This is a genomic window from [Acidovorax] ebreus TPSY, assembly GCF_000022305.1.
Classification (GTDB): Bacteria; Pseudomonadota; Gammaproteobacteria; order Burkholderiales; family Burkholderiaceae_C; genus Diaphorobacter; species Diaphorobacter nitroreducens.
Genome location: NC_011992.1, coordinates 1,964,196 through 1,978,390 on the forward strand (window position 1 = coordinate 1,964,196; position 14,195 = coordinate 1,978,390).

General features: G+C 64.4%; 11 protein-coding genes. 8 read left to right on the top strand and 3 right to left on the bottom strand.

Annotated elements, in window-relative coordinates:
* Nucleotides 1-134: 134 nt before the first annotated feature.
* Complete coding sequence (locus DTPSY_RS09270) at nt 135-1,304, top strand: saccharopine dehydrogenase family protein (protein WP_015913369.1); 1,170 nt, start codon at nt 135-137, stop codon at nt 1,302-1,304.
* Here DTPSY_RS09270 and DTPSY_RS09275 read toward each other — a convergent pair whose 3' ends face one another.
* Together DTPSY_RS09275 and DTPSY_RS09280 are read right to left on the bottom strand one after the other, a co-directional pair.
* The gene (locus tag DTPSY_RS09275) at nt 1,305-3,134 is read right to left on the bottom strand and encodes an AMP-dependent synthetase/ligase (protein ID WP_015913370.1); all 1,830 of its coding nucleotides are present in this window, start codon (nt 3,132-3,134) and stop codon (nt 1,305-1,307) included.
* Between the two features lie 168 nt (nt 3,135-3,302).
* A complete protein-coding gene (locus tag DTPSY_RS09280) occupies nt 3,303-3,938 on the bottom strand; it encodes a GntR family transcriptional regulator (protein ID WP_015913371.1) in 636 nt (211 codons plus the stop codon).
* A gap of 124 nt (nt 3,939-4,062) precedes the next feature.
* Between DTPSY_RS09280 and scpA the strand changes: the two genes are divergently transcribed.
* From scpA to bioB, 7 genes are all read left to right on the top strand, one after another.
* Entirely contained in the window at nt 4,063-6,225 is a 2,163-nt protein-coding gene (gene scpA / locus DTPSY_RS09285; protein ID WP_015913372.1) for a methylmalonyl-CoA mutase, read from the top strand.
* Nucleotides 6,222-7,250: a methylmalonyl Co-A mutase-associated GTPase MeaB gene (gene meaB / locus DTPSY_RS09290; RefSeq protein WP_015913373.1), complete on the top strand. Its 1,029-nt coding sequence runs from the start codon at nt 6,222-6,224 to the stop codon at nt 7,248-7,250. The genes scpA and meaB overlap by 4 nt, the downstream gene beginning before the upstream one ends.
* 25 nt (nt 7,251-7,275) lie before the next feature.
* Nucleotides 7,276-8,808 carry an acyl-CoA carboxylase subunit beta gene (locus DTPSY_RS09295; protein ID WP_015913374.1) on the top strand — a complete coding sequence of 511 codons (1,533 nt, stop codon included), beginning with the start codon at nt 7,276-7,278 and terminating at the stop codon, nt 8,806-8,808.
* A 16-nt stretch (nt 8,809-8,824) separates the two neighbouring features.
* Nucleotides 8,825-9,265, top strand: a complete 441-nt coding sequence (locus DTPSY_RS09300; RefSeq protein ID WP_015913375.1) for a PH domain-containing protein — start codon at nt 8,825-8,827, stop codon at nt 9,263-9,265.
* Nucleotides 9,266-9,287: 22 nt separating this feature from the next.
* Nucleotides 9,288-11,336 (top strand): acetyl-CoA carboxylase biotin carboxylase subunit, encoded by a 2,049-nt coding sequence (locus DTPSY_RS09305; RefSeq protein WP_015913376.1) that lies wholly within the window; start codon nt 9,288-9,290, stop codon nt 11,334-11,336.
* 59 nt (nt 11,337-11,395) lie between these two features.
* The gene (locus DTPSY_RS09310; protein WP_015913377.1) at nt 11,396-11,857 is read left to right on the top strand and encodes a VOC family protein; all 462 of its coding nucleotides are present in this window, start codon (nt 11,396-11,398) and stop codon (nt 11,855-11,857) included.
* Between the two features lie 365 nt (nt 11,858-12,222).
* On the top strand, nt 12,223-13,275 hold the full coding sequence (bioB, locus tag DTPSY_RS09315) for a biotin synthase BioB (protein ID WP_015913378.1): 1,053 nt from the start codon (nt 12,223-12,225) through the stop codon (nt 13,273-13,275).
* Nucleotides 13,276-13,692: 417 nt separating this feature from the next.
* Here the strand turns inward: bioB and DTPSY_RS18550 are convergent, their stop codons facing one another.
* Nucleotides 13,693-14,052 (bottom strand): hypothetical protein, encoded by a 360-nt coding sequence (locus DTPSY_RS18550; protein ID WP_238526520.1) that lies wholly within the window; start codon nt 14,050-14,052, stop codon nt 13,693-13,695.
* Nucleotides 14,053-14,195: the final 143 nt, after the last annotated feature.

Consider the following 14,195-nt stretch of genomic DNA (forward strand, 5'->3'; position numbering starts at 1 on the left):
CAATGCTGCCGATACGTCGTGCAATGCCGTCGATATGACGATCGTTGATGCTTTTATCGACAGTTGTGATGCTACACACTGACAACGATCCGGCCTAGTATGGCTCTACCGAACGACAACGCAAGGAGACCGCCATGACCCGCCTGCATCCCGTCAATGCTTCCCACCCGCACCGCGTACTGATCCTGGGCGCGGGCCATATCGGCCGTGCCATTGCGCTGCTATTGGAGGACGCGGGCAGCTACACGCTCACCGTGGCCGACCGCGACGCCGCCGCACTGAAGCGCCTGCAGGTCCACAGCGCCGCCACCTTGCAGGTGACGGACGACGCCATGCTGGAGGCTGCCATTGCCGGGCACCATGCGGTGCTGAACGCACTGCCGTTCCACCAAGCCGTGCCGGTGGCCACGCTGTGTGCACGCCATGGCGTGCACTACTTCGACCTGACGGAGGACGTGGCCAGCACCCGTGCCATCCAGGCGCTGGCCGAAGGCGCGCGCAGCGCGTTCATGCCGCAGTGCGGGCTGGCGCCCGGCTTCATCGGCGTGGTGGGCAACGCCCTGGCGCAGCGCCTGGACCGCGTGGAAGCGCTGCAACTGCGCGTGGGAGCGCTGCCGCGCTACCCGCAGGGCGCCCTGCGTTACGCCATGACCTGGAGCACCGAGGGCCTGATCAACGAATACTGCAACCCGTGCGACGCCATCGTGCAGGGCCGGCGCACCAGCGTGCCTGCGCTCGACGGGTTGGAAACGCTGCTGATCGACGGCGTGGAATACGAGGCCTTCAATACCTCGGGCGGCCTGGGCACGTTGCCCCAGACCTGGGAGGGGCGCGTGCGGCAGCTCGACTACAAGTCGGTGCGCTACCCCGGCCACCATGCCATCCTGCAGCTGCTGCTGCACGAGCTGCGCCTGCGCGACCGGCGCGACCTGCTCAAGGAGTTGCTGGACGGCGCCGTCCCGACCACGCAGCAAGACGTGATCGTGATCCTCGCCAGCGCGCGCGGCCAGCGGGACGGCCGGTTGGTGCAGGAAAGCTATGCCGCCCACATCCTGGGCGCATCGGTGCGCGGGCAGATGCTCAGCGCCATCCAACGCACCACGGCCGCGGGCATCTGCGCGGCGCTGGACCTGGTCATCGCGGGCCAGCTTCCGCAGGCCGGTTTCATCGGGCAAGAGCAGATCGCGCTGGAGGACTTCCTGGCCAATCGGTTCGGGCGCGTCTACCGCGTGCCGGGAAGCGAGGGGGACGCGGGGTCGGCCCAGGCCCCGCTTGCGCGGTCATTGCAAGCGGTGGGGGCCTGATCAGCGCTTTTGGTACATGGCCTCGATGGCGGCCGCGTAGTGCGCCATGAGGTTGGTGCGCTTGAGCTTGAGCGTGGGTGTCATGAACGCGTTCTCGATCGTCCATGGCTCGCGCACCAGATGCACGGCGCGCGGCACCGCATAGCGCGGGAAGCCGGCCGCCAGCTTCTCGATGCGCGCCAGTGCCGCCCGTTGGGCGCTGGGGTGCGCAAGGCTGGCAGGGTCGTTGGCGTCCAGTCCCAGTTGCCCGGCCAGTTGGCGCCACTCTTCGGCATGCACCACGGCCACGCAGGCGATGAAGGGGCGCTGCTCGCCCACCACAAAGGCCTGCTCGAACAGTGCATCGGCGGTGATGGCCAGCTCCAGGTCGGCCGGCGGCACCTTCTCGCCCGTGGAGGTGACGATGATTTCCTTGATGCGTCCCAGGATGCGGATGCGGCCGTCGACGATCTCGGCCTGGTCGCCCGTGCCCAGCCAGCCGTCGGCGGAGACGGTGCGGGCCGTATCCTCGGGGCGCTTCCAGTAGCCCTTCATGACGATGGGGCCGCGCACCTGCAGTTCGCGGTTCTCGCCGATGCGCACCTCCACGCCCGGCAAGGCGCGGCCGACGGTAGACGGGTCGTTATCCTCCAGCGTGTTCACGCTGACCACGGGCGTGGTTTCGGTCATGCCGTAGCCCTGCACCAGTTGCAGGCCCAGGCCCAGGAAGCAGTGCGCGATGGTGGGCGACAGCGGCGCGCCCCCGCTCACGGCCACGCGCACGCGGCCACCGAACTGCGCCAGCAGCGGCTTGGCCACCAGCGCACGCAGCAGCGGCCAGGGCAGGGCGCGCATCCAGCCGCCCGCGCCGTCGTCCTGGGGTGCTGGCAGGCGCTGCGCGGCGCAAAACCGCTTCCAGCCCACGGCCTGCGCGGCCTGGAACAGCTGCATCTTCAAGGGCGAGGGCGACAGCGTCTCGATGAGCTTGGCATGCACGCGTTCATAAATGCGCGGCACCGACACCAGCACCGTGGGGCGCACATTCTTCAAGTCCTCCGCCAGTTGCGCCACCGAGCGCGCATAGACCACGCAACTGCCCGAGGCCATGGGCAGGTAGTAGCCGCCCGTGCGCTCGAAGGTGTGCGACAGCGGCAGGAAGGACAGGAACACATCCTGTGGCGTGGGGGCGATGCGCTCCAGCACCGCCTTCACGTCGGCCACCACGTTGGCATGGCTGAGCATCACCCCCTTGGGCTTGCCGGTGGTGCCGCTGGTGTAGACGATCGCCGCCAGATCCTCAGGGCCGGGCGGCGGGGGCAGCGGCGTATCTGCCGCGGCATGCTGCAGCCATGCAGCCAGTGGTGCGACCGGTACGTCCTGCTCGGCGGCGGTGGGCAGCCCGGTGCTGGCGTTGGTCGTCACCACGCCCATCAGGTGCGGAAGCGGCATGCCCACGTCGCGGATGCGCCGCCATTGCTCGGGTTCTTCCACGACGAGCAGCGACACCTCGGCATCCGCCAGGATGTAGGCGATGCTGCCCGGATTGTCGATGGCATGCAGGGGCACGGGCACACAGCCCGTGGCCATCACGGCCTGGTCGATGCTCATGGCATCCAGCCCGTTGGGCAGCAGGATGGCGATGCGCGCCCCCTGTGGCAGGCCCGATGCGGCAATGGCGCGGCCCCACTGCTGCACGCGCTCCTGGGTCTGAGCCCAGGTCAGGCTGATCCACTGGCCGGTGCCGGGGTCGCAGGCACGGTAGGCCTCGCTGTGGGGAGTGAGGGCGGCGCGGAACGCCAGCAGTTCGGGCAGCGTCTGCACGCCGCGCAGGTCGGGGGTGGAGGAATTCATGCGTGCAATACGTGCAGTGCGTGCCGGCAGGGCGGGGCGCCATTGCGGAGCCAAGCCGCCGGGCAAAAAGCGGAATCATAGGCCGGGCACGCGCGTTTTCGCACGATCGTTCGCAAACTTGTCGCTCGCGCGACGGAAAAAAGAACGGCGGATGAGGGGCGGGCCCGGTCAGCCCGCTGCCTCCAGCCCATGCGCGAAATGCGCGGACATGGCGGCCACGGTGGCCTGCGGGTCGCGCGCGCGCAGCGCGGCCAGGATGGTTTCGTGCTCGGCCAGCGAATCCTCGATGCGTCCCTGCTTGAGCAGCGAGTTGTGACGGTTGAGCTTCATGACCTTGCGCAGGTCGGCCACCATCTGGCTGCGCCAGCGGTTGTCGGCCATCTCCAGCAGGCGCATGTGGATGCGCTCATTGATGGTGAAGAAGCGGTCGCGGTCCTGCACGGCGGCGGCCAGGTCGGCATGCAGCTGCTCCAGTTCGCGCAGTTGCTCCGGCGTGGCGCGGGCGGCCACCACGCCTGCGGCGTCGCTCTCCAGCAGGCTGAGCAGGTGGTAGACATCGTGCAGGTCCTTGTCGGACATCTCGGTCACGTAGGCGCCGCGGCGCACCTTCATGGTGACCAGGCCTTCCGCCGCCAGCACTTTGAGTGCTTCGCGCAAAGGCGTGCGGCTGATGCCGAACTCCTCGGCGATCTTCAGTTCGTCGATCCAGCTGCCAGGCTCCAGCTCGCGCCGGAAGATGCGCTGGCGCAGTTGCTCCGCCACTTGTTCATAGAGTGCGCGGGGAGTGAGGGTGACGGCTGACATGGGCGGACTGTACCTGAAAAAAACTAAGAATTAATAATTACAGATCAGGTAAACTCCGCAAAATTGCGAAAACGCAGCACGCATAACCACATCTCTTTGCCATCTTTGCGAAAGCGCCCCCGCCATGAGCAGCCATCCTGATCCCATCTTCCAGTCCGCCGACCTTGCCGCCTGGGCCAAGGCCGCGGCCAAGTCCGCGCCCGGCGGCGACGTGAATGCCCTGAACTGGGTGACGCCCGACGGCATCAGCGTGAAGCCCCTGTACACGGCGCAAGACACGCAGGACCTGCCCTACGCCAACACGCTGCCGGGCTTCGAGCCCTACCTGCGCGGCCCGCAGGCCACCATGTACGCCGTGCGCCCCTGGACCATCCGCCAGTACGCGGGCTTTTCCACGGCCGAAGAATCCAACGCCTTCTACCGCAAAGCGCTGGCCGCGGGCGGGCAGGGTGTGTCGGTGGCCTTTGACCTGGCCACGCACCGCGGCTACGACTCCGACCACCCGCGCGTGACGGGCGACGTGGGCAAGGCGGGCGTCGCCATCGACAGCGTGGAGGACATGAAGATCCTGTTCGACGGCATTCCGCTGGACAAGGTGTCTGTTTCCATGACCATGAACGGCGCCGTGCTGCCCGTGCTGGCCGGCTACGTGGTGGCAGCCGAGGAGCAGGGCGTGAGCCAGGACAAGCTGGCCGGGACCATCCAGAACGACATCCTCAAGGAGTTCATGGTCCGCAACACCTACATCTATCCGCCCAAGCCGTCGATGCGCATCATCGGCGACATCATCGAGTACACGAGCAAGAACATGCCCAAGTTCAACTCGATCTCGATCTCGGGCTACCACATGCAGGAAGCCGGCGCCAACCAGGCGCTGGAACTGGCCTTCACCCTGGCCGACGGCAAGGAATACGTGAAGACGGCCATCGCCAAGGGCATGGACGTGGACGATTTCGCCGGGCGCCTGTCGTTCTTCTGGGCGATCGGCATGAACTTCTACCTGGAGATCGCCAAGATGCGCGCCGCGCGCCTGCTGTGGTGCCGCATCATGAAGGGCTTCAACGCCAAAAACCCCAAGAGCCTGATGCTGCGCACGCACTGCCAGACCTCGGGCTGGTCGCTCACCGAGCAGGACCCGTACAACAACGTGGTGCGCACCACCATCGAGGCCATGGCGGCCGTGTTCGGCGGCACGCAAAGCCTGCACACCAACGCGCTGGACGAAGCCATCGCGCTGCCCACCGAATTCAGCGCACGCATCGCGCGCAACACGCAGCTCATCATCCAGGAAGAGACCCACATCACCAACGTGATCGACCCCTGGGCCGGCTCCTACATGATGGAAAAGCTCACCCAGGACATGGCCGACGCCGCCTGGAAGATCATCGAAGAGGTCGAGGCGATGGGCGGCATGACCGCCGCCGTGGACTCGGGCTGGGCCAAGCTCAAGATCGAGGCCGCGGCTGCGGAGAAGCAGGCGCGCATCGATTCGGGCAAGGAGGTCATCGTCGGCGTGAACAAGTACAAGCTTGCCAAGGAAGACCCGGTGGACATCCTGGAGGTGGACAACGTCAAGGTGCGCGAGAACCAGATCGCGCGCCTCAACGCCATCAAGGCAAAACGCGATCAAAGCGCCGTGGATCAAGCGCTGGCTGCTCTTACTTCTGCAGCAGAGAGCGGCCAGGGCAACCTGCTGGATCTGTCGATCCAGGCGATTCGCGCACGCGCCACGGTGGGCGAGGTGTCCGACGCACTGGAAAAAATCTTCGGGCGCCACCGCGCCGATACGCAAAAGGTGACCGGTGTGTACGCTGCTGCCTACGACTCGGCCGAAGGCTGGGAAAAGCTCAAGGGTGAAATCGATCAGGCCGCCGAACAGCTCGGTCGCCGCCCGCGCGTGATGATCGCGAAGCTCGGCCAAGACGGCCACGACCGTGGCGCCAAGGTGGTGGCCACAGCCTTTGCCGACCTGGGGTTCGATGTCGACATGGGCCCGCTGTTCCAGACCCCCGAGGAGTGCGCGCGCCAGGCCATCGAGAACGACGTGCACGCCGTGGGCGTCTCCACCCTGGCCGCGGGCCACAAGACGCTGGTGCCCGCCATCATCGAAGAACTGAAAAAGCAGGGCGCCGACGACATCATCGTCTTCGTGGGCGGCGTGGTGCCCGCGCAGGACTACGACTTCCTCTACGGTGCAGGCGTCAAGGGCGTCTATGGTCCCGGCACGCCGATCCCGGCCAGCGCCAAGGATGTGCTGGAGCAAATCAAGAAGGCGCAGGCGCAGTGACCCCCCAGCAGCTGCAAGAAGGCATCCTGCACGGCGCGCCCGCCGTGCGGCGCCGCGCCATGGCCAAGGCCATCACGCTGCTGGAATCCACGCGGGCCGACCATCGCACGCAGGGCGACGAACTGCTCACCGCGCTGCTGCCGCACACGGGCCGGGCGTTTCGCCTCGGCATCAGCGGCGTGCCTGGCGTGGGCAAGAGCACCTTCATCGAAGCCTTGGGCCTGCACCTGATCGCACAAGGCCTGAAGGTGGCGGTGCTGGCCATCGACCCGTCATCCACCGTCTCGGGCGGCTCCATCCTCGGTGACAAGACGCGCATGGAGCACCTGTCGGTCCACCCCGATGCCTACATCCGCCCCAGCCCGTCCAGCGGCACGCTGGGCGGCGTGGCCGAGAAGACGCGCGAGGCCATGCTGGTGTGCGAGGCTGCGGGCTATGACGTGGTCATCATCGAGACCGTGGGCGTGGGCCAGAGCGAGATCGCCGTGCAGGGCATGACCGACATGTTCTGCGTGCTGCAGTTGCCCAACGCGGGCGACGACCTGCAGGCCATCAAGAAGGGTGTGATGGAGCTGGCCGACCTGGTGGTCATCAACAAGGCCGACATCGACCCGCACGCCGCCACACGCGCGCAGGCGCAGATCACTTCCAGCCTGCGCCTGCTGTCCATGCATGGCAACCCCGAGCATGCGCACCACGACGAATCCCTGTGGACGCCGAAGGTCATCACGCTCAGCGCGCTGAAAGGCGAGGGGGTGGATGGCTTCTGGGCCGCGGTGCAGGAGTTCCGCCGCCTGCAGACGGCCAACGGCCGCCTGGCCGCGCGGCGCGAGCGGCAATCACTGGCGTGGATGTGGGAGCGCATCGACGCAGGCCTGAAGCAGGCCTTCCGCCAGCACCCGCAGGTGCGCGAGCTGCTGCCCCGCCTGCAGCAGGACGTGGCCGCGGGGCGCGTAGCGGCTTCCACTGCAGCACGAAATTTGCTTGCGGCGCAATCTGGACAAGCGCTGCAAGCTACTATTTAAATAGCACTTCACTGAAAGAGCGACCATGCAAGACATCCTGGATCAACTGGAGAAAAAGCGCGAACTCGCCCGCCTGGGCGGTGGCCAGAAGCGCATCGACGCCCAGCACAAGAAGGGCAAGCTCACCGCGCGCGAGCGCATCGAACTGCTGCTGGACGACGGCACGTTCGAGGAATGGGACATGTTCGTGGAGCACCGCTGCACGGACTTCGGCATGGAGAACACCAAGATCCCCGGTGACGGCGTGGTCACCGGCTACGGCATGATCAACGGCCGCCTGGTGTTCGTGTTCAGCCAGGACTTCACGGTGTTCGGCGGCGCGCTCTCCGAGACCCACGCCGAGAAGATCTGCAAGGTCATGGACCAGGCCATGAAGGTCGGTGCGCCGGTGATCGGCCTGAACGACTCGGGCGGCGCGCGCATCCAGGAGGGTGTGGCTTCCCTGGGTGGCTATGCCGACGTGTTCCAGAAGAATGTGCTGGCGTCCGGCGTGATCCCGCAGATCAGCATGATCATGGGCCCCTGCGCGGGCGGTGCGGTGTACAGCCCGGCCATGACCGACTTCATCTTCATGGTCAAGGACAGCTCGTACATGTTCGTGACCGGCCCCGAAGTGGTGAAGACCGTGACGCACGAAGAAGTCACGGCCGAAGAACTGGGCGGCGCCATCACGCACACCACCAAGAGCGGCGTGGCCGACATGGCCTTCGAGAACGACGTGGAGGCGCTGATGATGCTGCGCCGCCTGTACAACTACCTGCCGCTCAACAACAAGGAAAAGGCGCCCGTGCGCCCGAGCAACGACCCGGCCGACCGCGCCGACCTGTCGCTGGACACGCTGGTGCCCGACAACCCCAACAAGCCGTATGACATGAAGGAGCTGATCGTCAAGACGGTGGACGACGGTGACTTCTTTGAGCTGCAGCCCGACTACGCCAAGAACATTCTCATTGGCTTCGCGCGCATGGAAGGGCAGACCGTGGGCATCGTGGCCAACCAGCCGCTGGTACTGGCGGGTTGCCTGGACATCAAGAGCTCTATCAAGGCCGCACGCTTCGTGCGCTTCTGCGATGCGTTCAACATCCCCGTCATCACCTTCGTGGACGTGCCCGGTTTCATGCCAGGCACCAGCCAGGAATACGGCGGCATCATCAAGCACGGCGCCAAGCTGCTCTACGCATACGCCGAATGCACGGTGCCGAAGATCACCGTCATCACGCGCAAGGCCTACGGCGGCGCGTACGACGTGATGAGCTCCAAGCATCTGCGCGGCGACGTGAACCTGGCCTGGCCGAACGCCGAGATCGCCGTGATGGGCGCCAAGGGCGCGGTGGAGATCATCTTCCGCGAGGACAAGAACGACCCCGCCAAGCTGGCCGCCCGCGAGGCTGAGTACAAGGCGCGCTTTGCCAACCCGTTCGTCGCCGGCGCACGCGGCTTCATCGACGACGTGATCCTGCCGCATGAGACACGCAAGCGCATCTGCCGCAGCCTGGCCATGCTCAAGAACAAGCAGCTTGATAACCCGTGGCGCAAGCACGGGAACATTCCGCTGTAAGCAGGCCAGGCCGGCAATGACGCACACCCGCCCCGTATTTTTCTCCCGGGTCGATGCCTGGATCCTGGCCATCGGCCCCGTGACCGGCCTTGCCGCGGTCGGCATGGCGCTGCCGCCGGCCCTGCGCTCGGGCGCAACGGCCGAGGTGGCCGTGCTCGGGATCGTGCTCGCGTCCACGCTGATTCTGCCGATCTGGCTGCTGCTCGATACCCACTACACGTTCACGGCGGACACGCTGCGCGTGCATTGCGGCCCATTTTGTTGGCGCATCGCGCTGGCCGAGGTGACCGAGGTGTCGCCCTCGCGCAGCTGGGTGTCTTCGCCCGCGCTTTCGCTGGACCGCCTGCGCATCCGCTATGGAAGAGGGCGCAGCATTTTGCTATCGCCGCGCGAGAAGCAGCGGTTTGTGGAGCAGTTGCGTCCGCAGTGCCCCCACGTTTTAGTAACCGGTTTTTGAATTCCCTCCTGAGGAACTCGTCATGTTCACCAAAATTCTGATTGCCAACCGAGGCGAAATCGCCTGCCGCGTGATAGCCACGGCCAAGAAGATGGGCATTGCCACCGTGGCCGTCTACTCCGACGCCGACAAGGACGCGCGCCATGTCAAGCTGGCCGACGAGGCCGTGCACATCGGCGCTGCGCCCAGCCGCGAGTCGTATCTGCTGGCCGACAAGATCATTGCCGCCTGCAAGCAGACCGGCGCGCAGGCCGTGCACCCAGGCTACGGCTTCCTGTCCGAGAACGAAGCCTTCGCCAAGCGGGTGGAGGAGGAGGGCATCGTCTTCATTGGCCCCAAGCATGCGGCGATCGCCGCCATGGGCGACAAGATCGCTTCCAAGAAGCTGGCCAACCAGGCGGGCGTGAACACCATCCCCGGATACAACGACCCCATCGCCGGGCCCGAGGCCGCGGTGGAGATCGCCAAGGGCATCGGCTACCCGGTGATGATCAAGGCCTCGGCCGGTGGCGGCGGCAAGGGCCTGCGCGTGGCGTTCAATGACAAGGAAGCCTTTGAAGGCTTTGCCAGTTGCCAGAACGAGGCGCGCAACAGCTTTGGCGACGACCGCATCTTCATCGAGAAGTTCGTGCAGGAGCCGCGCCACATCGAGATCCAGGTGCTGGGCGACGCCCACGGCAACGTGATCTACCTGAACGAGCGCGAATGCTCCATCCAGCGTCGCCACCAAAAGGTGATCGAGGAAGCGCCATCCCCCTTCATCAGCGACGCCACCCGCAAGGCCATGGGCGAGCAGGCCGTGGCCCTGGCCAAGGCCGTGGGCTACCAAAGCGCCGGCACGGTGGAGTTCGTGGTCGGCAAGGACCAGGACTTCTACTTCCTGGAGATGAACACCCGCCTGCAGGTGGAGCACCCGGTGACCGAGTGCATCACCGGCCTGGATCTGGTGGAACTCATGATCCGCGTGGCCGCCGGCGAAAAGCTCGCCATCCGCCAGGAAGACGTGAAGCGCGACGGCTGGGCCATCGAGTGTCGCATCAACGCCGAGGACCCGTTCCGCAACTTCCTGCCCTCCACCGGACGGCTGGTGCGTTTCCAGGCGCCGGAGGAGTCCATGTTCCAGGGCGACACGACCAAGAAGTATGGCGTGCGCGTGGACACGGGTGTGTTCGAAGGCGGTGAGATCCCGATGTACTACGACTCGATGATCGCCAAGCTCATCGTGCACGGCCAGGACCGCAACGACGCCATCGAGAAGATGCGCGCCGCGCTCAACGGCTTCGTGATCCGCGGCATCAGCAGCAACATCCCTTTCCAGGCGGCGCTGCTGGCGCACCCGAAATTCGTGGCCGGCCAGTTCAACACCGGCTTCATTGCCGAGCACTACAGCAAGGGCTTCGCCGCCGAAGACGTGCCGCACGACGATCCGCTGTTCCTGGTGGCACTGGCGGCGTACATGAACCGCCGCTACCGCGCGCGTGCATCGGGCATCAGCGGCCAGCTCACGGGTCATGAGGTGCAGGTGGGCGCGCAGTTCACCGTGGTGGTGCTGGGCGCGCAGGGCAACAACATCCACCATGAAGTGACGGTCACCGACTATGAGCCAGAGAGCCGCTCCAGCGCCGTGACCATCGGCAACACCACCTACCGCATCAGCAGTACGGCCGGCCTGGGCGACATCCGCGTGCAGGGGCAGTGCAACGGCAAGGGCTTCACGGCGCAGGTGGAGCGCGGTACGGCCAAGAACCCGCTGGCGCTGCGCATCAGCCACAACGGTACGCAGATCGACGCGCTGGTGCTGTCGCCGCTGGGCGCAAGGTTGCACCAGCTCATGCCCTTCAAGGCGCCACCGGACCTGTCCAAGTTCCTGCTGTCGCCCATGCCGGGCCTGCTGGTGGACGTCGCGGTGCAGCCGGGCCAGAAGGTGCAGGCCGGCGAGAAGCTGGCCGTGATTGAGGCCATGAAGATGGAGAACATCCTCTTCGCGGCGCAGGACGGCGTGGTGGGCAAGATCGTCGCGGGCAAGGGCGAATCGCTGGCGGTGGATCAGGTCATCCTGGAATTTCAATGAAAACAGCATCTAACGCTTGCCCTGCAAGCGCTAGCAGCTATCAATAAAGGAGTAAATGGATGACACGCCCCTTCAAAGTGCTGGGCATCCAGCAGGTGGCCATCGGCGGCACCGACAAGCAGCGCATGAAGACCTTGTGGGTGGACATGCTCGGCCTCACGCAGACGGGTACCTTCCAGAGCGAGCGAGAGAACGTGGACGAGGACATCCTTGCCATGGGGCAGGGCGCCTTCAAGGTGGAGGTGGACATCATGCAGCCCCTGGACATCGAGAAAAAGCCTGCCGTGCACGCCACGCCGCTGAACCACATCGGCCTGTGGATCGATGACCTGCCCAAGGCGGTGGAATGGCTGACCGCACAGGGTGTGCGCTTTGCGCCCGGGGGCATCCGCAAAGGCGCGGCGGGCTACGACATCACCTTCCTGCATCCCAAGAGCAATGACGAATTCCCGATCGCCGGGGAGGGTGTCCTGATCGAACTGGTGCAGGCGCCGCCCGAGGTGATCGCGGCGTTGGGTTGAAAAAGACAAACTTCGACGCAACCGCCTGACTGCTGAAAAACAAGAGAGCCCTGGTCCATGCGACCAGGGCTTTTTTTATGGTCATGCCGCATCTTCAGCAAGAACAGCAGGGTGTTTCTGGTAATTAAGGGGAGTTAAATGGGAGTTGATGGCAGATGAACAACATGACTTGCTTCCTCCATCTTCATTCCCGCTTTTTCACTTATATGCTTTCAAGATACATTAAAAATAACGCAAATACGCTTCTTTTAGGCACATCTTTTTTCATCCTGCTTTTTGAACGCTAAACCTTCACAGACCACTCAAGCCTTTACACAATCAGGAGCAGCGCCCAGCAGTGGCGACCGCAGAACCGGAGAAATTTGATGACCTCAGCCACGACAGCCCCGCATACAACCCAGACCCTGCAGTTTCATCCTCGCGTTGCCGAGAGTGTTGCGACGCAGCGAGGGGAGGGCTGGAGCATTCAAGCGGTACAGGAGCTCCTCGATCTTCCATTCATGGAACTGCTCTGGCGCGCGCAGGCCACGCACCGCGCACATTGGCCCCAGGGCGACATCGAATTGGCCACGCTGCTGTCCGTGAAAACAGGCGGCTGTCCGGAAAACTGCGGCTACTGCCCCCAGTCGGCGGAGTTCGATACCGGCGTGAAGGCCGAAAAACTCATGAGCGTGCAGGAGGTAACCCAGGCAGCGCAAGCCGCCAAGGACGCCGGCGCGACGCGCTTTTGCATGGGCGCCGCCTGGCGAGCACCGAAGGACCGCGACATCGAGAAGATGAGCGAGCTGATCACCGCCGTGAAGGACCTCGGCCTGCAGACCTGCGCCACGCTGGGCATGTTGCAGTCGCACCAGGCCCTGGCGCTGAAGGATGCCGGACTGGACTACTACAACCACAACCTGGACACGGCCCCCGAGTACTACAGCGACGTGGTCAGCACGCGCCAGTACCAGGACCGGCTGGATACGCTGCGCCATGTGCGCGACGCAGGCATCAACGTGTGCTGCGGCGGCATCGTTGGCATGGGCGAAGCGCCGGTGCACCGCGCGGGTCTCATCGCGCAGTTGGCCAACCTAAACCCGTATCCGGAGTCGGTGCCCATCAACAGCCTGGTGCGTGTTGCCGGAACACCGTTGGCCAACAGCGAGCCGGTGGACCCGCTGGACTTCGTGCGCGTGATCGCGGTGGCCCGCATCACCATGCCCAAGGCTCGCGTACGCTTGTCCGCCGGCCGCCAGCAGCTTGGCGACGCGGTGCAGGCTTTGTGCTTCTTGGCGGGTGCCAATTCCATCTTCTATGGCGACAAGCTGCTCGTGACGAGCAACCCGGATGTAGAGGCCGACACCCAACTGCTGGCCAAACTGGGGTTGAAGGGTACGCCCAACCAAACCACCACAGAAACTGCTTGCGGTGCTTAATCTGCATGCGCTGTTTTGTGCAGAGGATGCGCGCTTTGAAGAATCAGGGTGCCACCAGAGCTGCGTGCGGTTTTTCGGTACGCCATCTGTAGGGGCCACAAAGTTTCGGTAACCCGTTGGCCAGAAAATCAACGACTTACGAAACTTCGCGTGTTTCTTCGCCTGGCGAAGCGCTTTTTCAAAAGTCTTTAAAAATCAATAGCTTGCGTTTGGCCCCGTGTGACGACCGTCAGACGGGGCCAAATTTTTGGTAACCAACACCCCAACGTCACCCCGCTTTAATTGGTGCCGTGTCACCGTAGCAGGCGATTGGTCCAACAGGGCCAGTCAAACCCCCCCTCGTTTCACTGTTGGAAACGTCACCCGGGCGCCACTTCAGGACATAGATGACGGTTGTGTCCAGCTGGTAGCCCAGCATCAGAGGGCATCCCGCTCCGGCTGATTCTGCGTGGCGCGCTCGGGCAAATAGTCCTCACTGACCCCAGGGGGCCCCAAGAAGAAACTGTCCCAAACGTCGGGTAGCTCTGTGTGAGTTGGTTCGCTCATAGTGGGAATATCACTATCCAGAGCAGAGGGAAACTTTGAACTGACTTGAGCAGGCTTGGACCTTGATGCGCTTTTAAGTGAACGTCGGCGAGTCACTTTGTCGAACTCGGCGTGAAAAACGTTGGCAACCTCGTCCGGCAGTTCCAAGCTGACGCGAACGCCCATGCGCTGCAGCAAACTGAGCACCATACCCATTTGTACAGTGTCTTTGCCATTTTCGAGGTCTGTCATGAACTGCTTGCTCACACTTGCAGTGAGAGCAAAATCGTCGATGCGGATTCTGGCACGCTTACGCATCGTGCGAATCGCAACACCGACGGACTGGACGGAAGTAAGAGGAATTATCAAAATATTCCTTCGATAGCAGGAATTGT